Below are 19,823 nucleotides of genomic sequence, written 5' to 3' on the forward strand. Positions count from 1 at the left end.
TGTCGCTCCTGCTGCGCACCTTGGTCCTCCTGGAAGGCACGTCGCAGTTGCTCAGCCCCAAGTTCAGCCTGGGTGAGGTGATCCAGCCCTTCTATCGTCGGGCCATCAAACGACGGTTCGCGCCCAAACGCATGCTGCTGAGGCTCCAGCGCACCTTCCGCGATTGGGACCTGCTGTTTCAAGCTCTCCCAAGGGACTTGGGGGATGCTTTGCAGCGCATTCGCACCGGGAACTTTCAGGTGCATCTCGACCACCGTCACCTGGACCACGTCATCAACCGCCTGGTCATGGGCATCATCATGGCCTCCATGTTCCTGGGGTCATCTCTGCTCTGGAGCATGAAAGCTCCGCCCGTGGTGTGGGATATCTCCATCTTCGGCGCCGCTGGGTATGTGATCTCCCTCTATCTAGGCTGGCGGCTGTATCGGGCCATCCGGAAGTCGGGCAGTATTGACTCGAAGGACCCTTAGCGGGATGAGGGGGGCGTCTTTTTGGGACAGGATTAACAAGATTTGTGAGAGATTAACAGGATGGAATGCAGGGGGGTTTTCAGACGGAATTAACGGAATTTACAGAATTGGGTTTAGGTTGCGAGGTTGATGTTACCGCGAACCGTTGTCGCCTTCGTTTGTTGATCCTGGGAATCTCCCTGTGTTCTCTGAGGCTCTGTGGTTAATTGGAATTGTCAGTTTCGCGCTTCATCGCGATCTCTCCATAGAAGGGCAGGCATCGCGAATCTGCCACGCGTTCTATCTCAATGAAGAGGGTGTGCCCACCGCGGTCCACGCGAAAAACTCCGCGACCGCGATTGGAAAAGCTGTCTTCGAACTGGAAATCAAGCACGCCGTTGGCGTCCAGTGAGCCGGTACCCGTGGCATCCGGGGCGGCTCCATGACCATAAAGGTAGCCAAAACCAAAGTCGAGAGCGTATTGGTTGCCCGCCTGGGTGATGCGCACCTCAGCGAACTTGTCGTCTGATTGACCTGAGATTGCAGAAGTGTAGCGACCTGCCAACGACTGAATGGCTGGGGCGGGCTGGTTGGGTTGATTGACTTTGACTGGCGGTGTCTGGCACCCTGTGAACAACGTCAACATCGCGCCAGTCATGATGAGCGGTAAGACGATTCGAGATTTCATAGACACAAATACTGCTCATTCACGAGAGCAGGTAAAAGGTGAGCCCTGCTGCCACCCAAATCACGGTGCCAAACAGGCACGCCGATTCTGCCTTGAGGATTCTTTTAGTGGACCCAGGATTGAGCCAGAGACTCCAGTCGATCTGGTGCCACTTCTTCTTGTCTCGATTGCGTTCTCCGAATCGCCGAAGTGCCGCTATCCGGATTCTGCCAGAGGTGACGACCTTCAATGCCGTTGATCCGGTCCAATAGGAGAGGGGATAAAGGAGGCTCTCGAGGATGCCACGCACGAGGACCTCTCCAATGAATGTTCCCAATGTCATTGGTAACAGATTTCAAAAGGGACCCATCCAGCAAAGCTTTCCTTGCTGTTTTCCTTCAATCCTCTGTGTTCTCTGCGCCTCTGTGGTTAATTTAGAAGCCCTGTCCCTCCCGCTATTTCCTATTTCCCCTCACTCTGCCAGGTCGCCACATCCTTGGCGAAGTAGGTCAGGATCATGTCCGCGCCGGCGCGCCGGATGCTGGTGAGGGTTTCCAGGACGATCTTCTTTTCATCCAGCCAGCCGCTGGCGGCGGCGGCTTTGATCATGAGGTATTCGCCGCTCACGTGATAGGCGGCCACGGGCAGGGGGCTGTGCTGACGGAGGCGGTAGATCACGTCAAGATAGGGGACGGCGGGCTTCACCATCATGATGTCCGCGCCCTCGGCTTCGTCCAGGGAGGCTTCGCGCAAAGCTTCGCGGGCATTGGCGTAGTCCATCTGATAGGTTTTCTTGTCGCCAAACTTGGGGGCGGAGTCCAGAGCTCCGCGGAAGGGGCCGTAGTAGGCGGAGGCGTACTTGGCCGTGTAGGACATGATGGCCACGTCCTGGAAGCCGCCTTTGTCGAGGGCGGAGCGGAGGGCGGCCACGCGGCCGTCCATCATATCACTCGGAGACACCATGTCGGCACCTGCAGTCGCATGGCAGAGGGCCTGCTTCACCAGGGCCGCAACGGTCTCATCATTGAGGATGCGTCCGTCGTCAGCGACCAGTCCGTCGTGGCCATCCGTGTTGTACGGGTCCAGCGCCACGTCCGTGATGACGGTGAGCGTGGGATGGGCCTTCTTGAGAGCCGCAATGGCCTTGGGGACGAGGCCCTTGGCATTCCAGGCCTCACGGGCATCCTTGGTCTTCAACTTGTCGGAGATTGCGGGAAACAACACGACGGCCGGGACCCCGAGCGCGTGGGCTTCACCGGCTTCCTGCACCAGACCGGCGAGACTCCAGCGGGTACAGCCCGGCATGGACTCAATCGGCTGGTCGGCGGTGCCAGCATGGAGGAAGAGGGGGTAGATGAGATGTGCTGCCGTGAGTTCCGTTTCCCGCACCAGACCGCGGATGGCTTCGGTGCGACGATTGCGACGGGGACGGATGGGGAGGTCCATGACGGGTGAGGACGAGGAAAACGGGCGCACTGAGGGAAGGAACTCTGAGGGGTGTACGAAGAATGCGGGTGCCAATGACTGCTTACGCCTGGGGCGTGAGGGTGTAGCCCTCTTTTGAGTCTTTCACGATCCAACCAAGTAGCTCGATCTGCTTGCGCAGGTCGTCGGAGGTGGTCCAGTCGCGGGCCTGTTTGGCGTTCCAGCGCTGGTCGGCCAGGGCTTTCACTTCTTCAGGAGCTTCGACTTCGCCTTCGTCTTTGATGACAGGCAACTCCAGTCCCAGCGCGGCCAGCACAAAGTGCAGGCCTACCCAGGCGGATCTGGCCGCCTCAGGCGAGAGGGTGGCGGGCTTGGTCTTGTTGATCGTGGCGAAGACAGCCCCGATGGCACCGGGAACGTTCAGATCATTGAGCAGGTCCGCCCAGGCCTCGGCAAAGAGATCCGCCTTGCCGGTGGCCTTGAGCTCATCAAGCGAAGGCGCGGCGGTGGCTCCCGCGAGGGCACGCAGTTGCTTCTCGAACTTCGCCAGCTTCAGCAGCGCCTGATGGGAGGCATCCAGCGAGTGCAGCGTGAAGTTGAGCGGCTGGCGGTAGTGCCCGCTGAGCAGCGTGTAGCGAACCACGGCGGGTGAGTAGCCCCGATGGCCCAGATCCGCGAGCGTGTACAGGTTGCCGAGGCTCTTGCTCATTTTCCCGCTGTCCACCATGAGGTGGGCGATGTGCATCCAATGCCGGGCAAACCGGCCCCCGGTCGCGCAGCAGCTCTGGGCGATCTCGTTCTCGTGGTGGGGGAAGACGAGGTCAATCCCGCCGCTGTGCAGATCAAACTCGACCCCGAGGTATTCCAGGGCCATGGCGCTGCACTCAAGGTGCCAGCCGGGGCGGCCCTTGCCCCAGGGGCTTTCCCAGAAGTTCTCACCGTCATCCGGCTTGTGGGCCTTCCACAGGGCAAAGTCCGCCAGCGAGTCCTTGGTGTACTCGTCGCTGTCGTTCGCGGTCTGGGCAGCTCCGACCCTGAGCTCGCGGTCCTCCAGATGGGAAAGCTTGCCGTAGTCGGCATAGGAGGAGACGCGGAAGTACACCGATCCATCCGGCGCGGCATAGGCATTGCCGTGGGAGATCAGGTCCTCGATCATCTTGATCTGGTGTGCGATGTGATCGGTCGCCTTGGGCTCCACGTGCGGAGGCAGAAGGTTCAGCGCGGCGCAATCCGCGTGAAAACGCTCCGTCCAGTACTGGGTGAATTCAATCAGCGTCTGGCCCGCCTTCTGGGAATCGCGGATGGTTTTGTCATCGACATCGGTGATGTTCCGCACGTGCAGGGTAGGCGTGCCACTCAGTTCCACCACACGACGGAAGACGTCCTGGGCGATGAAGGTGCGGAAGTTGCCGATGTGTGCCGGGCCGTACACTGTGGGTCCACAACCGTAAAAGCGCAGGGTGCCGGCCTCAGAGGGCCAGACCTCACGCGCAGTGCGGGTCAGCGTGTCGTGGAGTTGCAGACGGTTGGCGGATTCAGACATGGGTTGAGTAGTATGCGCAGAGTGGTGCAGTTTGCAAAACAGTTGCGCGGTGGAGGTGTGTGTGGGGAGCAGAACGTGCTTGGCAGCGCCCCGGGCTGATCCATATTGCCCGTCCGCCCCATGCCAGTCTTCACGAACATCGCCGCCTACAAGTTTGCCACGCTTGCCGATCTCAAACCGTTGAGAGAGCGTCTGATTGCCCAGTGCAAGGCCTGGAATCTGAAGGGGACCATTCTCCTGAGCCCGGAGGGCATCAACCTCTTCCTGGCAGGCGGTGCCGCAGAAATTGAGTCCCTTCTGGACCTGTTGCGGGCGATTCCCGGGCTGGAAACGCTCACACCCAAGTACAGCGACAGTGACCACCAGCCCTTTCGCAGGATGCTGGTGCGTCTGAAGAAGGAGATCATCGCCTTCGGGGTGGAGGGGATTTCCCCCGGAGAGCGCACGTCTCCCAAGCTCGCTCCCGCGACCCTCAAGCAATGGCTGGATGAGGGGCGGCCCGTGACCCTGCTGGATACTCGGAATGACTACGAGGTGAAGCTGGGCACCTTCAAAGGGGCGCTCATCCCCGGGATCGATCATTTCCGGGAGTTCCCAGAAGCGGTGCGCCGACTCCCCGAGACGCTGAAGAAAGAGCCTATCGTCATGTTCTGTACGGGCGGCATCCGCTGTGAGAAGGCGGGCCCCTTCATGGAGCGGGAAGGGTTCGAGCAAATCTACCAACTCGACGGCGGCATCCTGAAGTACTTCGAAGACTGCGGCGCGGATCACTACGAAGGGGAATGTTTCGTGTTTGACCAGCGGGTGGGGGTGGATCCCAGCCTGCAGGAGTCGGACTCTGCTCTCTGCTTTGCCTGTCAGACGCCGCTGGATCTGGAGGACCAGAAGGATCCTCGCTTCGTGCCCAGCACGTCCTGTCCCTATTGCTACAAGACCACTGATGAACAGCGCGGAGACGCTGTGCAGGCCAGAAATGAGGCCATTCAGAAGCTGGTGAATCCGCTGCCGGGCAGCGTGCCCTACGAGAATGAGCGCCCGCTCAATGTGCCCTCCGAGTACGATGGCAAGCCGCTGCTGGAGGTGGTGATCGCTCTTTTCCCGCAGATCGATGCGGAGGAGTGGCAGCGCCGTTGCGAGGCGGGGCGATTCACCCGGGAGTCCGGAGAGGCCCTTACGGCTGCGAGCGTCTTGGCAGCAGGGGATCGTTGCGTCCAGCATTTCCCGGCTGCGGCAGAGCCCCCGGTGAACGCTGATTTGAAGGTGCTGCATGAGGACGAGGCGATCGTCGTGCTCGACAAGCCGGCCCCGCTGCCCATGCACCCGGCTGGCCGGTTCAACCGCAATACTGCGCAGTACATCCTGAGCCAGGTCTATGCTCCGCAGCGGCCGAGGCTGGTGCACCGTCTGGATGCCAATACGACGGGCCTGGTGGTCTGTGCCCGGACCCGGCATTTCGCCAATCTGCTGCAAAAGCAGTTCAAAGACTTCAGCGTCGAAAAAGTGTACGTCGTGCGGGTGCAGGGACATCCGGTGCCGGACCAGTTTGTGGTGGATGCTCCCATCAGTTCCGAGCCCGGCCATCTGGGCTCCTATGCTGTGGATGAAGAAGCGGGACAGTCTGCCCGCACGGACTTCGTCGTCCTGAGTCGGGACGAGGATGGCACCAGTCTGTTGGAAGCCCGCCCGGTGACGGGGCGGACGAATCAGATCCGCCTGCATCTGGCTCACTTGGGCCACAATATCGTGGGAGATCCCACCTACCTCCAAGGGGGTGGCTTGGGGGATACCCAGACGCTGGAACTGGGGAGTCCGCCCATGTGCCTGCATGCCTGGAGACTGGGTTTCAACCACCCGCTCACTGGCGAGCGGATGTCGTTCGAGATGCCACTGCCTGATTGGGCAATGCGGTAAAAAAGCTGGGAACAAAATACGGGCCGGGGCAAAATAGGTGAAAAGTCAGTTTGACTGACTAATGTGGTCAGGTTATCTGACTATGTGCCGTTGCCTGCTATGAGTGCGCTCAATCCCACCGATCATGCCGACAGCCTCGGAGCCTCGCTTCGTCGCCCGTACCGCCTCCTTCAGGAGCGGGTCTATGCGGAGCTGGCGGCATCAGGTTTCCCGGAGATCCGACCAGCCCACAGCGCGGTGTTTCGGCACATTCTGCCAGAGGGCTCGCGCCTCACAGTGCTGGCTGAGCAAGCAGGAATGACCAAGCAGAGCATGGCATACCTGGTGGAGCATCTGGTGGAACACGGTCATGTGACGATTGGCCCTGATCCGGATGATGGCCGGGCCCGACGGGTTCGGCTGACCAGCCGGGGTGAACGCTTCGTTCAGGCGGCCTTGAGTGCCAGTCAGCGGGTGGAGGAGCTTCTCTCCGCGGAGTTGGGAGCCAAGGCCATGCGCGAGTTGAGGCGCATCCTGGGGGACATGGAGACAGTCCTGATGACGCCCGAAAACCACGCGTCCCAGTCGCCTGAGAAAGGGCCGTCGGTTTGAGTTTTTCTTACACACACCATCCATGAGTACCACCGCAACAGCTGCCCCCTGGATCACCAGGGCTGGGGAGAGCCAGATCATTCACGCCTTTGGCGATGAGATGCACATCCATCTGGGAGCCCGTGAAACAGGAGGTCAGTACACCTTGTTCACCGATGTCACCCCGCCCGGTGGTGGCCCTCCGCCTCATCTTCATCATGCGGAGGATGAGTGGTTCCACGTTTTGGAAGGTCGGGCGGCCTTCCTCAAGGACGGAGTTTGGGAGGAAGTGCCGGCGGGCAGTACGGTGTTCATGCCCAAGGGCAGTGTGCACACCTTCAAGAACGTTGGCGATGGGCCGCTCAAGCAGCTCATCACCGTGGTCCCGGCAGGAATCGAGAACTACTTTGCCCGCTGTGGCGAGGAATTCGCCAAACCCGACGGCCCAGATATGGCGGGCATCCTGGCCATCAGCGCCGAGCACGATATCGTGTTTGTGTGATCGGATGGTCGGCCCCGACCATCCAGCCTACTTGCCGGCCTTGGCCACGGCTTTGGCGTGTTTCATGAACCGCTCGACCGTGGCATCCTGCAGGTCATCACGGCAGGCCAGCACCACTTCCATCTCGGGAGGTGCAGGGGTTATCGGAACGAACTCGATACGGGGTCCGGAGATGCAAAGCAGGCTCTCGGCACTGATGGCGATGCCACGGCCGCCTTCCACCGCCGCGATGAGGCTGAGGGCGCCATCGCATTCCTCTTCAATGTGCAGCTTTTTGGCGGGGACGCCCAGAATGCGGGAGATCCAGCCGTGGTAGTCGGCGTAGTCCTTCCGAGTATAGGCCACCAGGGGCTCGGCGACGATCTCCTCTGCGGTCACCGCCTCCTTGCGAGTGAACGGGTGCCCGGGAGGCACCGCCACGCCTACGCGATACTTGCGCAGGTGCTGGTACACAATGCCCTGGACGATGTTGTTGGGTTGAGCCACCAGCATGGCGAGATGCAGCTCCTCCTTCCTCAGGCCCGCAAGCATCTCCGCAGAGGTCATATCGTGCAGGGTGACACGAACGCCGGGCGAAGACTCGCGGAAGGCCCGTAGGGCAGGGGGCAGGATCTCGACCGTAGGCGAGGGGGCATACCCCACGTGCAGCTCGCTGAGCTGGGAGAGCGCTGCATCGCGGGCCGCTTGTATGGCCTCCTCGGCCCGTTGCAGCACCGCCCGCGCCTCATTGAGGAAAACCCGGCCAGCCTGCGTCAGCTTCACGGACTTGGCCGTCCGCTCCAGCAGATCCACGCCCAGCTCGTCCTCCAGATCGCGAATCTGCCGACTCAGTGGAGGCTGGGAGACATGCAGCCTTTCCGCGGCTCGCGTGATGTTCTGCTCTTCAGCGACAGCAACGAAGTAGCGGAGGTGGCGGAGTTCCATGCAGCTCCAGCATACCTTTGGAGTATGCCAAGGCAAGTTAGATCATCTTAGAACAATGCGATGACCGGTGGTTCGCTCGGGGTGTCAACCACGACCCCCTTTCCAAGCATCATCATCATGAAAAACATCGCCATCGTTTACTTCTCCGGCTCAGGTCACACCGCTCTTATGGCTGAGGCCGTCAAAAGCGGAGCAAGCTCTGTAGCCGGAGTGGATGTCACTCTCATTCCGATCGAGGGCAAAGACATCGTGGAAGGCCGCTACACGAACAATGAGGTCCTGACCCAACTCACGGCTGCAGATGCCATCATCTTCGGCACCCCGACTTACATGGCCGGACCTTCCGCGCAGTTCAAAGCCTTCGCCGATGCCACGGGCATGATCTGGTTCCAGCGCGGCTGGCGCAACAAGATTGCCGGGGGCTTCACGCACAGCGGCTCTCCCAGCGGGGACAAGGTCGTGACGCTCAACTACCTCAGCGCGCTGGCGGCTCAGCAGGCCATGATCTGGGTGAACTTCCCGGAGATCCCTTCCTTCAACTTTGGCAAGGACGATGGCCTGAATCGCTTTGGGTTCTACACCGGTGCAGCCGGTGCCACGCCGATGAATCCCGGTGCTCCCGCCAAGGTGGATACAGGTGACCTGCTCACGGCGGAGACCTATGGCCGCCATCTGGCGGAGGTGACTCTGCGCTTCAACTCGGCTTCCGCTCAGGCCTGATTTTTGGGCATCCACCTTGTCGATCCTTCACCCCTTCGCGCTCCTCCTTTATGAAAACTGCTTCCCTTGTCGCACGACTCCTCCTCGCCTTGATCTTCATTGTTTTTGGCCTGAATTTCTGGCTGAAGTTCATCCCGGTGCCACCCGCCAGCGGTCAGGCCGGGGCCTTCCTCGGTGCCATGTTCGTCAGTGGCTATCTGGCAGTCATCAAGGCGCTTGAGGTCGTCGGCGGCCTGTTGGTGCTGAGCAAGCGCTCCTTGCCGCTGGGGCTCCTCGTGCTCGGGCCGATCATCATCAACATCAACCTCTATGACCTGTTCCTTTCCAAGGGGTTCAACCCGCCAGCGTTGCTGGCAGCTGTGCTTTCCTTGTTCCTCTTGTGGAGCGAACGGAATCGTTTTGCCGCTCTGGTGAGATAACGGATTGAAGATCACCATCGGCCCCCGAAGAGAGGCGCAGGGAAACCTGCGCCTCTTCTTGTAGTTGTGCATATTCGTGGCGGTGCTCCAGACCTTGTGCTATCGGTTTCCCCCTCACCCGAGGCGACCAATCTCCATTCCGACCCGACGATCATGTTCAAGACCGGCCAGCAGGTGGTGTGCATCAACGACGAATTCGACCCGTGGGTTTATGACCTGTACCGGGCTCTGCCAAAGAAGAACCGGATCTACACTGTCCGGGCAGTAGGGGTGGGACGGTCCAATCCCACCTTCGTGGTGAACGATGATGCTGAGATCAAGCTGAGCGGGGCTGAATTTGACCTCCTTCTCTTGTTGGAAGAACTGCGCAATCCGGATGATCCGCATTCTAGCGTGAAGCAGGAGCTTGGCTTCCGCTCAGAACGATTTGCCCCGCTGGAGGAGGAAGTGGAAGAGGCGGAAGAATACGAACTCGTGGGCACAGGGAAAGCCGCGGAGTCTTGGGAACCCGCGACCAAGCCAGGTTAAACTGACCTCAATGGACCTGGCCCCGAGGAGATGATCGAAGGGGGGAGGGAAGTTGCTCGGCAGCAACGGGTGAGAGCTTCTCGGACCCCGAAAAAAAGTTCAAGAAAGTGAAGATTTTAGTGGCAAAGTTTTTGGTCTGAGGTACATAAACCTCCGCTTCGGCGACGCGCGGTTAGCTCAGTGGTAGAGCGCTTGCTTCACACGCAAGATGTCACAGGTTCGAACCCTGTATCGCGCACCATCCTTCAAGTAACAGTTCACCCGCAGAGAGACTCCCTTTCGAGTTCTGCGGTTTTTTTGTGTCAATATGCCAACGACGGCCGCGGTTTTTTATGCCCTGTGGGCATCGATCCCGGCGAGGATAAGATCAATGCCTGCCAGGTAATCTGCCCGATCATCATGAGTGCGCAGTTGGTGGGTGACACTGCGGGCAAAGGGGTACTCAACCGGATCGAGTTGAGACCAGGTGTTGGACATCGCCTCCAGGAACTCGGATCGATCCAAGCCGTGGGTCCGGGCATACTGGGTATTGGCTGCGTTCTGCCCGCTGACGCCGAGGATGTAGTGCAGCAGTGCGGAGGCCGCGGCCCACTGCTGGTCGCCTGACCCACCCAGTTGGCGAACCTGCTGACCGATCCGTTCCACAATGCGGAGGATGGGCTGTTGCCCCATGGCGCGCGTGAGTGCGGAGCCCACCCAGGGATGGGCATCGATGGCATCGAACACCCCGAGCGCGAGAGCTCGAATGGCGGCCTTGGGGTTCGCACCTTCGACGGTCGTCTCCAGCGTGCGGGCGACAATGGCTTCGCAGGCGGCGGTAACCAGATCCTCCTTGTTATCAATGTGCCAGTAGATGGCACCTGCACCGGTGGCGAGACGTTCCGACAGTGCTCGAAAAGTCAGGCCGCCTTCTCCGCTGCAGTCCAGGAGTTCTACAGCGGCATCAATGATGCGATCCCGCGTGAGTGACTCCTCACGCCTTGGGGAGGTCCGTGACTTTCTCGGCATTGCCGATCTTGACACAAATGGAATGATGTTCCAGTTTTAAGAATGGAACAGTGTTCCATTATCCCGCTTATGGAGTTTCGAAACTATGAATGATAGCCAGCCATCCAGGACCACTGACGTCATCATCATCGGGGCTGGCCTGGGCGGGCTCATGCTCGCACGCGTCCTCCATGTTCACGGCATCCCATCGATAGTCTATGAAGCCGAGGCATCGCCCACGTCTCGTGGCCAAGGAGGCATGCTGGACATTCATGAGTGCGATGGACAACTCGCGCTAAAGGAGGCAGGACTCTTCGACGAGTTTCTCGCAATCGTGCATCCTGGTGGTCAGGCCACGCGGGTGCTCGATCAGCACGGGCAAGTTCTGCTTGATGAACCCGACACCGGCGACGGCGGGCGTCCCGAGGTGCCGCGGGGAGAGCTTCGTCGGATCCTGATCAACTCCCTCCCAGAAGGCACCATCCAGTGGGGACACAAAGTCGCATCGGTTTCTCCGATGGGCGGCGGGCTGCACACGGTGAATTTCACCAATGGCTCCGCAGTCTCGACCAACTTTCTGGTGGGTGCCGATGGCGCCTGGTCCAAGGTCCGCCCACTCCTTTCGCCTGCAAAGCCTGTCTATCTCGGCATCTCGTTCATCGAGGCATACTTGCTGGATGGCGATGTCCGGCATCCAGCGAGTGCTAAGGCGGTTGGCAGCGGCTCAATGTTCGCACTGGCGCCGGGCAGGGGAATCATGGCGCATCGTGAACCTGATGGCGTGCTCCACGCGTACGTCGCGTTGCACAAGCCGCTGGACTGGTTCAACAGCATCGACTTCTCGGTGCCAGAGGTTGCGACGCCCCGCGTCGCCGAGGAATTTCGCGGGTGGGCTCCAGAGTTGACCGCGCTCATCACCGACGGTGAATCCGCCCCGGTGCCGCGGCTGCTTCACACGCTCCCGTTTGATCATCGGTGGGATCGTGTTCCCGGGTTGACCTTGCTCGGCGATGCCGCCCACTTGATGGCGCCGGCGGGTGAAGGGGCCAACCTTGCCATGTACGATGGTGCCAATCTTGGGAAAGCCATCGGCGCTCATCCAAGCAACATCGAGGCGGCATTGGTAGCCTACGAAGAGGAGATGTTTTCCCGTTGCTCGAATGCGACCGTCGAAGCAGAGCACATGCTCAAGATGTGCCTGGACGACAATGCTCCTCAGAGCTTGGTTGAGTTCTTTGCCAGCGTGAGGCAGCACGCCCTTTGAAACTGATTGAATGAGAGGAATGCTCGACTATTTCTCGAGGGGCGCAGGCAGAAGGCTCTTAGGGATGGTGGAAGTGTCTTTGTTTTTGAGTCTAGTGCGGAGATCTTCCAAGTCAGTGGCGACATTTGCACCCGTTTCTTGTTTGCGCTCCAGTATTCGAATTTCAAGGGGCAGGATGTTCTCAAAGTAGCTCTCTGGGTCGAATGCGCCGATCGCCTTTTCCCTTTCCAACAGCCATTGAAGGCATTTTACCTGCATTTCCTGGTACGAGAGATGTTTGTTGACCTGTAGCCACTCGGCCAATCCTCCCGCTTCATCAAACGCAGTGCCATCGTGGTAGGGCTTGGGATGGTCTTTGCCATCCCTGCCTTTCCTCATGTAACCGTAGGAAGAGTAGTCATTCGGGCGATCCTCAAGCTGGAAACTAATAATTGCGTAGCAGGCGGCACCCACTGAGTGATTCAAGTAATGGTTCCGAAATGGGATTGACTGACGCTCATCCACGAGATGCTTCTGGAGATGCGGGAACGCTTTGTCCTTGAACTCTTTCAGTTTGAGAAATGCCAACTGACACTTTTTAAACTGCCTTACGTATTCAGCATCGTCTTTGCCACCGGTACCCGGGCTAAACAATGGCGTCTCCTTGGCCCGCTCGTGGTTGAAAACCAATTCCTCGATATGCGCTTTTATCTCAGTGGTCTCCGCCTCTGTTGCAGGAGTCGCCATGCACCAGGCTGGAAACATCAGGCTGGCCACAAGAAGCTTTAGACATGCACGCATAGAAGTTGGTGATTAGGTTAGTTTCGCGTACTTGCCAGGGGTCTACTTCGGCTGTCGCTTGCCGGTGATTCTCCGGGCCTTGTCGAAGTCGAGCACTTCGAAGGTTGCGTAGTCGTCACTGAAAGTCATCACGGCGTGCTCTCCGCCTTTGCGATTGAGCTCCACGGTCTTGATGTCTTTGATGACGAATTTCGCTGTGAAATGCGGATGGCGGAATGTGCCGTCAGGCATGAACACGCACTCCCGATCCGGCACCCCAGCGCTCACATTGCGCCATGACCACTTGTTGGTGAGCAGGAAATCTCGCAGGTTCGCGGTCGTGCTGATGCGGCTAGGCTCCTTTGGAGGAAGCTGTGCCTTTGCCAGCGAGGTGAAAGCAATGAGCGAACAGAGGAGCAGAAGGAGTTTCATGAGTTTGCTTGAAGCTGGTTTGAGGGCGGGAAATACTCAGACTTTGGATGTCCGCTCAGTAGCGGATCGCTTCTGCCAACGAATGTTGGGAATATTGATGCGTTGCTGAACGGTGCCGTCCCATTCAGTCCTGAGGCCACGTCTCTCCAGCACTTGTTGGATAATTCTGCCAACCTCGAGGCCGCGGTCATCAGTGCCCAGGATATCACCATAGGTGAGCATCAGACCTTCACCATCAACGGCGCGTTCGAGGTCTTGACCATGGTAGAAGCAGTACCCAATGATTGGAGAGTTTCCCTGTCCAGCGTCGTGCCAGACCTCAGTGATGTCCTCAATACCGTCTGATTGGGTGTAGCCCGCATTTTGCAGCGCGATGACGTGGCTTTGCTCAAGTTCCGCGAATGCCTGATCCAGGCGATCGCAGTCCGTCACTGTGGTCCATGACGCCTCTTCTGCCAGCTTCCGTTTCAGATCCAATCCGATCTGCTCGTGAACCCATGTTTCATCCAGAGTGCCCGGTTCAAAGACATCATTACAAAGGGTGTCGGCGATCTCATCTGGTTCGTAAAAACCAGTCCGAACATAGTATCGGATTCGCTCTAGTGCTTCTGCGCAGTCTTCGTCCATGTCAGGGTGGGGAATAGTGAAACGGTAAGTGAGGAGATCGACCTTGTTGAGCTCTGGCTCAACAAGCAAGGTCTCATGACCGAGAACAACGATGCTATCTTGCAGGAGGCATTCAACGATGCCCATTCGATGACGCTCTAGCCTTGCTTGCTCGTGCCAAGGGCGGTTGCGACATGATAGGTGGCTCCCACTGCGAGCATGATTTGGATGAGTGGCACGAGGACATCATAGATTTTGGGCGGGCTCCCAGATGCTGTTGGCAGCAGCCTGATGAAGTAGGGGAAAGCGATCGCCACCGCCCAGAATGCCAGATTGAGAAGGAGGATGTTTCGTTTTGTCGGTGCCTCGTTCATAGTGCTCAGGTTTTCAGGGTGGATGGCTTGGGTGGCATCGTATTCGCCAGGCCACATAACCTGCGGGCGACGGCGAGACGGGCCAGCCTGCTCCGCTCGGTGGATGATCGAGCACTTTTCGCGTTAGGGACAGATGAGGCCATGTTTCAGGTTCTCTCCAGCGGGTATCCCAGTATCCACAGTCCTGCGCACTTCGTCAGAAAAATTTTAAGGTCCCACGCATCTGGTGAGTAGGGATTGCCGTATTCGCTCTACAGAATTAGCCAGCTTCGATCTGCCGTTCTCCCAAGCGGTAGCGCAAACTCCATATCCAGTGGAGTCCACAGGCGGGCAATTCAGCACCCCCAAAACCCCCTCTCGACCATGAATACCACAATTCGGCCCGTGCTCCTTGCGACTGCACCAGATGAGGCCGTTGCCGCCAAGAGCGGAAGATTTCGGCCGGAAATGTCACATCTGGCCTAGCTCGTTCGTCATTTAAGCAACGACACCCCCGGAGTTTAAGGCTTGTACTTTCCCATCAACTGAGCCAGACCGTCCAGACGGTGTGCGTAAACCGTCTGGACGGTCTGAATGAATCAAATTTCATATGTCTCGACCGAATCCCGTAATCAAAGACACGCTCCTCGACGCCGCCGAAACCATTGCCGCCCGCGATGGGGTGGCTCGACTCACCTTTGACGCCGTGGCGGCAGAAGCCGGCGTCAGCAAGGGTGGGGTGCTTCACTACTTCACGACCAAAGACCAGCTCATCGAAGGGATGGTCAAACGTACCGCCAATCGCTGGCGGGATTATTTCAAAGCCGCCTACGACAATGAGCCGGAAGGGCCTGGTCGCATGACCCGGGGTCTGCTCAAGAGTTGTTTCACGGATGCCCAGACTTGGACGGAGGCACTGCGTCGCGCGTTTGGGTCCGTCTTCGCCGCGCTGGCTCACAATCCAGCTCTCATCGAGCCGATGCGGGAGGCCTACACCGAGTTCTACCAGTACGTGGAACAGGATGGCCTGCCTCCAGGAGTCGCGGAGTCCGTCACCACCGCCATGGACGGCTTGTGGTTTTACTGGGTCCTCCGGCTTCGCCCGGTGAATCAAGGCGACCTGGATCGCATGCGCGGCGCACTAGAGCTGACGCTCAACGACGCCCTCAAATCTGTGGCTCAAGCCGCCGCCTGAAGAATCTCTTATACACACATTCACACCATGAAAATTATTCGTTGGATCGGAGCCTTTGTCTTGATTGCCGCCGTGGCTTCAGGAGGGCTCGCCCTTGCTGCCTGGAAACGTTCGGAACTGGAGAAGTCGGCGGCTGAGGCGGCCAATCAACCGGAGCCCATGGAAACGGTGATCGTCGCTGCCGCGAAGGAGCGGGAGCATCGGAGGGTAACAACTTCCATTGGCACCGTCCTGGCGATGCGCTCCATCACGTTGCGCAACGAAATCGCTGGCACCGTGGAGCGCGCCGCCCTCAAGCCGGGGCAGATTGTTGAGGCTGGAACCGTGCTGGTGGCTCTGGACGTCTCTGTAGAGGAGGCGGAACTCAAGGCTCAAGAAGCCCAGGCCGCGCTCGCAGAAACCACGCTGAAGCGCATGGTGAAACTGGCGGAGAATCGCGCTACCCCAGAGATGGAACTGGATCGTGCCAAGGCGGAACGGGATGTGGCTCTGGCTCAGACCGCCCGCACCAAGGCGGTGATGGCGCGGAAGACCATCCTGGCTCCCTTCCGAGCCCGGGTGGGGCTCGCGGATGTGCACCCCGGCCAGTACTTGGAGGAAGGCACGGTGCTGACCACCCTGCAGGGCGTGGACGATGCGGTGCACGTGGACTTCACCGTCACTCAGACGGTGGCGGGCAACTTGAAAGAAGGAGAAACCGTTGAGGTGCTTGCTTCTCTCGATTCTACGCCGGTTCTGGCCAAGATCGTGGCGCTTGATTCCAGAGTGGATCCCAAAACGCGCAACGCTGGTGTGCGGGCCCGGATTGAAGATGCCACCCAAGCACCTGCTCCTGGCGCCTCCGTGCGGGTGCGGGTGCCCGTGGGCCCTGCACGGAAGGTGGTGAGTGTGCCCGTGAGCGCGCTGCGTCGCGGACCGGAAGGGGATCATGTTTTCGTGATCGCCACGGATGCCAACGGTGCCCGCCGGGCTCATCAAAGGATCGTGCAAAGTGGTGCCGTGCAGTCCGACGAGGTGCTCATTGAGAGCGGCCTGAAGTCAGGCGAAGAAGTCGCCGCCTCAGGTTCCTTCAAACTACGTGAGGCGGTGCTCGTGGCTGAAGCCAAGGCCCCGGCCCCGGCTCCCGTCACCACCATGGCTACCGACAAGGCTGACTGAACGCCTTCCACTCCCAACCGCAGAAATGCCCCGTTTACATGCGCTCATCATTCACAGACATCTTTATCAAACACCCAGTGCTGGCCATCGTGGTCAACCTGGCGATCGTGCTGGTCGGCTGGAAGTCGATCAGCTCCCTGCCGGTCCAGCAGTATCCCAAGATTGAAAGCTCCTCCATCATCATCACCACGCTCTATTATGGAGCGAGTGCGGAGACGGCCAGAGGCTTCCTCACCACCCCCATCGAGCGGGTGGTCTCCCAGATTGGGGGCGTGGATTACGTGGACTCCACCAGTCGTGCCGGTATCAGTACGGTGACGGTGCACCTGAAGTTGAACCACAACATCACCGCAGCGCTTGCTGAAGTGACGGCGCGGCTTCAACAGGTGCGTACCGAGCTGCCACCCGAGGCTGAACCGCCCGTGGTGGAAGTGCAGCGTGCGGACCGGCCGTATGCGACGTTCTACTTGAGCTTCAGCTCCAGTGAACGCTCGGTGCCAGCGGTGACGGACTGGCTGACGCGGACACTGCAGCCGCAGCTGGCCACCCTCCCAGGGGTGCAACGCGTGACGATCGAAGGTGGCCGCCAGATCGCCATGCGCATCTGGATTGACCCCGACCGTCTTGCGGCGCTGAACCTCTCACCAGGGGATGTGCACGCGGCTCTGCGTCGCAACAACTACCTGGCGGCGGTGGGACGCACCAAGGGCAACTTGGTGGAAATCAACCTGCTGGCCAATACGGACCTGCGTTCCAAAGACGAGTTCGCCAACCTCATCGTGGCGGATCGTGAAGGGGCGATTGTTCGTCTCAGCGATGTCGCCAATGTGGAGCTCGGAGCGGAGGATCCAGACCTGATTGCGAAGCACGACAAGAAAGAGGGTGTGTACCTCGGGGTGTGGCCGCTGATTGGCTCCAACGAAATCGATGTGGCAAAGAACCTGGAGGAGGAGATGGCCCGCATCCGGCCCACGCTACCCAAGGACATTGAGATGAGTCTGGTGTGGGACGGGACGATGTTCATGCGTTCCGCGCTCAAGGAGATCAGCAAGACCCTGGTGGAGACCGTGCTCATCGTGGGTTTCGCTGTGTTCCTCTTCATGGGCTCGCTGCGTACGGCTCTGGTGCCGCTCATTGCCATGCCCATCTCGCTCATTGGCGCGGCAGCCATCATGCTGGCCTGCGGTTTCAGCCTTAACCTGCTGACCATTCTGGCCATCGTGCTGGCAGTGGGTCTGGTGGTGGATGACGCCATCGTGGTGGTGGAGAACGTCGAGCGTCACGTGCATGCCGGGAAGTCTCGAACGCAGGCGGCGCTCATCGGCGCGCGAGAGCTGGTGGGCCCCATCATCGCCATGACCATCACCCTGGCCGTGGTGTATGCCCCGATTGGTTTCCAGGGTGGTCTGACGGGTTCGCTTTTCCTTGAGTTTGCCATCACCCTCGCGGCTGCGGTCGTGGTCTCAGGGTTTGTGGCGATCACGTTGTCCCCCATGATGAGCTCCAAGTTCGTGCATCCGCAGGGCAAGGAAGGCTGGCTGACGCGTTTGGTTAATCGCACCTTCGAGCGAGTACGCAGTGCCTATGGCGTGTTGCTCGACGGGGCTCTGCAGATCCGCTGGGCCATTGTGCTGGTGGCGCTGATCGTGATGTTTGCCGCCTGGCCGTTCTACATGTTCTCGGAGAAAGAACTGGCCCCGGTGGAAGACCAGAGCCACATCAGCCTCTTCCTGGACACGCCTCCTGACTCCACGATCGAGTCTGCAAACCGTGAATCGCTTCGTTTGGTGGAGGCCATCGCAGCCTTCAACGAGTCGGAGTACATGTGGTCGCTCACGGCTGGCTGGGGCGGCTTTGGTGGCATGGTCGCCAAGGATTGGAAGAGTCGCGGCCGTTCCACGGCGGAGATGTACGGCGAGGTATATGGAGCCGTTTCCCAGGTGCCTGGGCTGAGGGTGTTCCCGCGCTTGGATCCGCCCTTGCCGACTCCTGGGCAGTATGATGTGGAGCTCGTGCTCCAGACGCATGCGCCCGTGGAGCAGATGCTGGAGACAGCCTCCGCGGTCATCGCGGCCGGGTACCAGAGCGGTAATTTCCTCTATGTGGACACGGACCTCAAGATCGACCGGCCCGAAGCCCGGGTCATGATTGACCGTGAGAAGCTGGCGGACCTCGGTCTGGATCTGGCCGGGGTTGGGCAGGAGCTCGGCACGTTGCTGGGCGGAGCCTATGTGAACCGGTTCAATTACTTCGACCGTAGCTACAAGGTCATCCCGCAGATCGGCGATAGTGACCGCGCCACGGTGGGGCCGTTGCTGGACCTGAAGGTGAAGACGCCGGAAGGCGACCTCGTTCCCGTGTCCACCTTCACCAGCATCGAGGCTCATACCGCGCCGCGTACGCTGAACCGCTTCCAGCAACGCAACGCGGTGAAGATCTTCGCCGGGGTGCAACCGGGGGTGACCAAGGAGAAAGCCTTGCGAGTACTGGAGGATGCCGCGAAAGCTGCCGCAGGACCTGGCGTGACCCTGGACTATGCCGGGGAATCTCGCCAGATCCGCAAGGAGGGTTCCGCTTTGACCGTCACCTTGGGTTTTGCGGTCGTGCTCATCTACCTCGTGCTGGCCGCGCAGTTCCGCAGTTTCCGCGATCCCTTGATCGTGCTGCTGGGGTCCGTGCCGCTGGCCATCTCCGGGGCGTTGATCTTCACGTTCGTGGGCTTTACCACCATCAACATCTACTCACAGGTGGGGTTGATCACCCTGGTGGGATTGATTGCCAAGAACGGGATTCTGATTGTGCAGTTCGCCAATGAACTGCAACTGCAAGGACTGGCGAAGGCGGCCGCGTTGCGTGAGGCGTCAATGACCCGTCTGCGTCCCGTGTTGATGACCTCCGCCGCCACCGTGTTCGGCCACTTCCCCCTGGTGCTGGTGACAGGCCCGGGTGCTGAAGCTCGCAACAGCATTGGCATTGTGCTGGTGACGGGGATGATCGTGGGCACCCTGTTCACGCTCTTCGTCGTGCCGGTGTTCTATTCGTTGATCGCCGAGCAGCACAAGCCAGAGACAGAGGGCGATGAGGAAGAAGTGGCAGGGGAGACGACTCCCGCGCTGCTTCCAGCGCCGAGCGTGGCGTGATGTAGTGGTGAGCACGTGGAGTGCGTGCACATGTGAAAGCCGGGCGTCGTGAGACGATGCCCGGCTTTTTGTTTGGGCGAGTGTGATTGAGGCGTGTCCAATGAAACTTGGTGGCGTGAGCAAGAGCCGGTGAAGCCCGGGAGCGCACGCATCTTGCGTGCTGTTTCCGGCATCTTGCCGCGAACGTCAGTCAGCGCATGACATCAGGTCCAACCGACGTGGAGGTGTTGATAGCGATAGGCCGATAGCGGATGCTGTCGGCCTTCCCACC

The 19,823-nt window shown here is 59.6% G+C and carries 19 protein-coding genes, 1 tRNA gene and 1 pseudogene; 12 read left to right on the forward strand and 9 right to left on the reverse strand.

Features of this window, described 5'->3' with window-relative positions; translation table 11 throughout:
- Positions 1-470, forward strand: a pseudogene (locus BV106_RS23020) (AarF/ABC1/UbiB kinase family protein); the annotation flags it as partial.
- A 202-nt stretch (positions 471-672) separates the two neighbouring features.
- Here BV106_RS23020 and BV106_RS23025 read toward each other — a convergent pair.
- The 3 genes from BV106_RS23025 to cysS all read right to left on the reverse strand — a co-directional run bounded on the left by BV106_RS23025 (position 673) and on the right by cysS (position 4,084).
- Positions 673-1,137: a hypothetical protein gene (locus BV106_RS23025; RefSeq protein WP_265595991.1), complete on the reverse strand. Its 465-nt coding sequence runs from the start codon at positions 1,135-1,137 to the stop codon at positions 673-675.
- A gap of 441 nt (positions 1,138-1,578) precedes the next feature.
- Positions 1,579-2,562 carry a porphobilinogen synthase gene (gene hemB, locus BV106_RS23035; protein WP_038168704.1) on the reverse strand — a complete coding sequence of 328 codons (984 nt, stop codon included), beginning with the start codon at positions 2,560-2,562 and terminating at the stop codon, positions 1,579-1,581.
- Positions 2,563-2,644: 82 nt separating this feature from the next.
- Positions 2,645-4,084: a cysteine--tRNA ligase gene (gene cysS / locus BV106_RS23040; RefSeq protein ID WP_038168706.1), complete on the reverse strand. Its 1,440-nt coding sequence runs from the start codon at positions 4,082-4,084 to the stop codon at positions 2,645-2,647.
- 120 nt (positions 4,085-4,204) lie between these two features.
- Here cysS and BV106_RS23045 point away from each other — a divergent pair, with 120 nt between their 5' ends.
- From BV106_RS23045 to BV106_RS23055, 3 genes are all read left to right on the forward strand, one after another.
- Positions 4,205-5,995 (forward strand): sulfurtransferase, encoded by a 1,791-nt coding sequence (locus BV106_RS23045; RefSeq protein ID WP_038168709.1) that lies wholly within the window; start codon positions 4,205-4,207, stop codon positions 5,993-5,995.
- 99 nt (positions 5,996-6,094) lie between these two features.
- Complete coding sequence (locus BV106_RS23050) at positions 6,095-6,586, forward strand: MarR family winged helix-turn-helix transcriptional regulator (protein ID WP_038168710.1); 492 nt, start codon at positions 6,095-6,097, stop codon at positions 6,584-6,586.
- 22 nt (positions 6,587-6,608) lie between these two features.
- The gene (locus tag BV106_RS23055) at positions 6,609-7,067 is read left to right on the forward strand and encodes a cupin domain-containing protein (protein ID WP_051946223.1); all 459 of its coding nucleotides are present in this window, start codon (positions 6,609-6,611) and stop codon (positions 7,065-7,067) included.
- Positions 7,068-7,094: 27 nt separating this feature from the next.
- Here BV106_RS23055 and BV106_RS23060 read toward each other — a convergent pair whose 3' ends face one another.
- On the reverse strand, positions 7,095-7,991 hold the full coding sequence (locus BV106_RS23060) for a LysR substrate-binding domain-containing protein (protein ID WP_051946224.1): 897 nt from the start codon (positions 7,989-7,991) through the stop codon (positions 7,095-7,097).
- A gap of 117 nt (positions 7,992-8,108) precedes the next feature.
- On the opposite strand from BV106_RS23060, the gene BV106_RS23065 reads away from it, so the two are divergent.
- The 4 genes from BV106_RS23065 to BV106_RS23080 all read left to right on the forward strand — a co-directional run bounded on the left by BV106_RS23065 (position 8,109) and on the right by BV106_RS23080 (position 9,899).
- The gene (locus BV106_RS23065; RefSeq protein WP_038168841.1) at positions 8,109-8,711 is read left to right on the forward strand and encodes a flavodoxin family protein; all 603 of its coding nucleotides are present in this window, start codon (positions 8,109-8,111) and stop codon (positions 8,709-8,711) included.
- Positions 8,712-8,761: 50 nt separating this feature from the next.
- Positions 8,762-9,130, forward strand: a complete 369-nt coding sequence (locus BV106_RS23070; RefSeq protein ID WP_038168713.1) for a hypothetical protein — start codon at positions 8,762-8,764, stop codon at positions 9,128-9,130.
- 153 nt (positions 9,131-9,283) lie between these two features.
- The gene (locus BV106_RS23075) at positions 9,284-9,658 is read left to right on the forward strand and encodes a hypothetical protein (RefSeq protein ID WP_038168715.1); all 375 of its coding nucleotides are present in this window, start codon (positions 9,284-9,286) and stop codon (positions 9,656-9,658) included.
- A gap of 166 nt (positions 9,659-9,824) precedes the next feature.
- Positions 9,825-9,899, forward strand: a tRNA-Val gene (locus BV106_RS23080).
- Between the two features lie 89 nt (positions 9,900-9,988).
- On the opposite strand, the gene BV106_RS23085 is transcribed toward BV106_RS23080, so the two are convergent.
- Positions 9,989-10,666: a TetR/AcrR family transcriptional regulator gene (locus BV106_RS23085; RefSeq protein ID WP_038168718.1), complete on the reverse strand. Its 678-nt coding sequence runs from the start codon at positions 10,664-10,666 to the stop codon at positions 9,989-9,991.
- 85 nt (positions 10,667-10,751) lie between these two features.
- Between BV106_RS23085 and BV106_RS23090 the strand changes: the two genes are divergently transcribed.
- Positions 10,752-11,909 carry an NAD(P)/FAD-dependent oxidoreductase gene (locus BV106_RS23090; protein WP_038168720.1) on the forward strand — a complete coding sequence of 386 codons (1,158 nt, stop codon included), beginning with the start codon at positions 10,752-10,754 and terminating at the stop codon, positions 11,907-11,909.
- A 27-nt stretch (positions 11,910-11,936) separates the two neighbouring features.
- Here the strand turns inward: BV106_RS23090 and BV106_RS23095 are convergent, their stop codons facing one another.
- Genes BV106_RS23095 through BV106_RS23110 form a run of 4 tightly spaced genes read right to left on the reverse strand, consistent with a single transcriptional unit; the run spans position 11,937 to position 14,080 of the window.
- Positions 11,937-12,689, reverse strand: a complete 753-nt coding sequence (locus BV106_RS23095; protein ID WP_265595992.1) for a hypothetical protein — start codon at positions 12,687-12,689, stop codon at positions 11,937-11,939.
- A gap of 42 nt (positions 12,690-12,731) precedes the next feature.
- Positions 12,732-13,100: a hypothetical protein gene (locus tag BV106_RS23100; RefSeq protein WP_038168733.1), complete on the reverse strand. Its 369-nt coding sequence runs from the start codon at positions 13,098-13,100 to the stop codon at positions 12,732-12,734.
- 36 nt (positions 13,101-13,136) lie between these two features.
- A complete protein-coding gene (locus BV106_RS23105; RefSeq protein ID WP_265595993.1) occupies positions 13,137-13,853 on the reverse strand; it encodes a hypothetical protein in 717 nt (238 codons plus the stop codon).
- Between the two features lie 11 nt (positions 13,854-13,864).
- A complete protein-coding gene (locus BV106_RS23110; protein WP_265595994.1) occupies positions 13,865-14,080 on the reverse strand; it encodes a hypothetical protein in 216 nt (71 codons plus the stop codon).
- A 589-nt stretch (positions 14,081-14,669) separates the two neighbouring features.
- Between BV106_RS23110 and BV106_RS23115 the strand changes: the two genes are divergently transcribed.
- From BV106_RS23115 to BV106_RS23125, 3 genes are read left to right on the forward strand one after another with little or no spacing between them, the layout of a single operon-like run.
- Positions 14,670-15,254: a TetR/AcrR family transcriptional regulator gene (locus BV106_RS23115; protein WP_051946225.1), complete on the forward strand. Its 585-nt coding sequence runs from the start codon at positions 14,670-14,672 to the stop codon at positions 15,252-15,254.
- Positions 15,255-15,281: 27 nt separating this feature from the next.
- On the forward strand, positions 15,282-16,412 hold the full coding sequence (locus BV106_RS23120; RefSeq protein ID WP_038168738.1) for an efflux RND transporter periplasmic adaptor subunit: 1,131 nt from the start codon (positions 15,282-15,284) through the stop codon (positions 16,410-16,412).
- Between the two features lie 38 nt (positions 16,413-16,450).
- The gene (locus BV106_RS23125) at positions 16,451-19,552 is read left to right on the forward strand and encodes an efflux RND transporter permease subunit (protein ID WP_038168740.1); all 3,102 of its coding nucleotides are present in this window, start codon (positions 16,451-16,453) and stop codon (positions 19,550-19,552) included.
- Positions 19,553-19,823: the final 271 nt, after the last annotated feature.

This window comes from Verrucomicrobium sp. BvORR106, assembly GCF_000739655.1.
Taxonomy (GTDB): domain Bacteria; phylum Verrucomicrobiota; class Verrucomicrobiia; order Verrucomicrobiales; family Verrucomicrobiaceae; genus Verrucomicrobium.

Coding starts and splice junctions, on each gene's coding strand:
- BV106_RS23050 (WP_038168710.1), top strand. CDS start 6,095: ATGAGTGCGCTCAATCCCACCGATCATGCCGACAGCCTCGGAGCCTCG.
- cysS (WP_038168706.1), bottom strand. CDS start 4,084: ATGTCTGAATCCGCCAACCGTCTGCAACTCCACGACACGCTGACCCGC.
- BV106_RS23060 (WP_051946224.1), bottom strand. CDS start 7,991: ATGGAACTCCGCCACCTCCGCTACTTCGTTGCTGTCGCTGAAGAGCAG.
- BV106_RS23100 (WP_038168733.1), bottom strand. CDS start 13,100: ATGAAACTCCTTCTGCTCCTCTGTTCGCTCATTGCTTTCACCTCGCTG.
- BV106_RS23070 (WP_038168713.1), top strand. CDS start 8,762: ATGAAAACTGCTTCCCTTGTCGCACGACTCCTCCTCGCCTTGATCTTC.
- BV106_RS23075 (WP_038168715.1), top strand. CDS start 9,284: ATGTTCAAGACCGGCCAGCAGGTGGTGTGCATCAACGACGAATTCGAC.
- BV106_RS23110 (WP_265595994.1), bottom strand. CDS start 14,080: ATGAACGAGGCACCGACAAAACGAAACATCCTCCTTCTCAATCTGGCA.
- hemB (WP_038168704.1), bottom strand. CDS start 2,562: ATGGACCTCCCCATCCGTCCCCGTCGCAATCGTCGCACCGAAGCCATC.
- BV106_RS23090 (WP_038168720.1), top strand. CDS start 10,752: ATGAATGATAGCCAGCCATCCAGGACCACTGACGTCATCATCATCGGG.
- BV106_RS23115 (WP_051946225.1), top strand. CDS start 14,670: ATGTCTCGACCGAATCCCGTAATCAAAGACACGCTCCTCGACGCCGCC.
- BV106_RS23025 (WP_265595991.1), bottom strand. CDS start 1,137: ATGAAATCTCGAATCGTCTTACCGCTCATCATGACTGGCGCGATGTTG.
- BV106_RS23095 (WP_265595992.1), bottom strand. CDS start 12,689: ATGCGTGCATGTCTAAAGCTTCTTGTGGCCAGCCTGATGTTTCCAGCC.
- BV106_RS23065 (WP_038168841.1), top strand. CDS start 8,109: ATGAAAAACATCGCCATCGTTTACTTCTCCGGCTCAGGTCACACCGCT.
- BV106_RS23055 (WP_051946223.1), top strand. CDS start 6,609: ATGAGTACCACCGCAACAGCTGCCCCCTGGATCACCAGGGCTGGGGAG.
- BV106_RS23125 (WP_038168740.1), top strand. CDS start 16,451: ATGCGCTCATCATTCACAGACATCTTTATCAAACACCCAGTGCTGGCC.
- BV106_RS23085 (WP_038168718.1), bottom strand. CDS start 10,666: ATGCCGAGAAAGTCACGGACCTCCCCAAGGCGTGAGGAGTCACTCACG.
- BV106_RS23120 (WP_038168738.1), top strand. CDS start 15,282: ATGAAAATTATTCGTTGGATCGGAGCCTTTGTCTTGATTGCCGCCGTG.
- BV106_RS23045 (WP_038168709.1), top strand. CDS start 4,205: ATGCCAGTCTTCACGAACATCGCCGCCTACAAGTTTGCCACGCTTGCC.
- BV106_RS23105 (WP_265595993.1), bottom strand. CDS start 13,853: ATGGGCATCGTTGAATGCCTCCTGCAAGATAGCATCGTTGTTCTCGGT.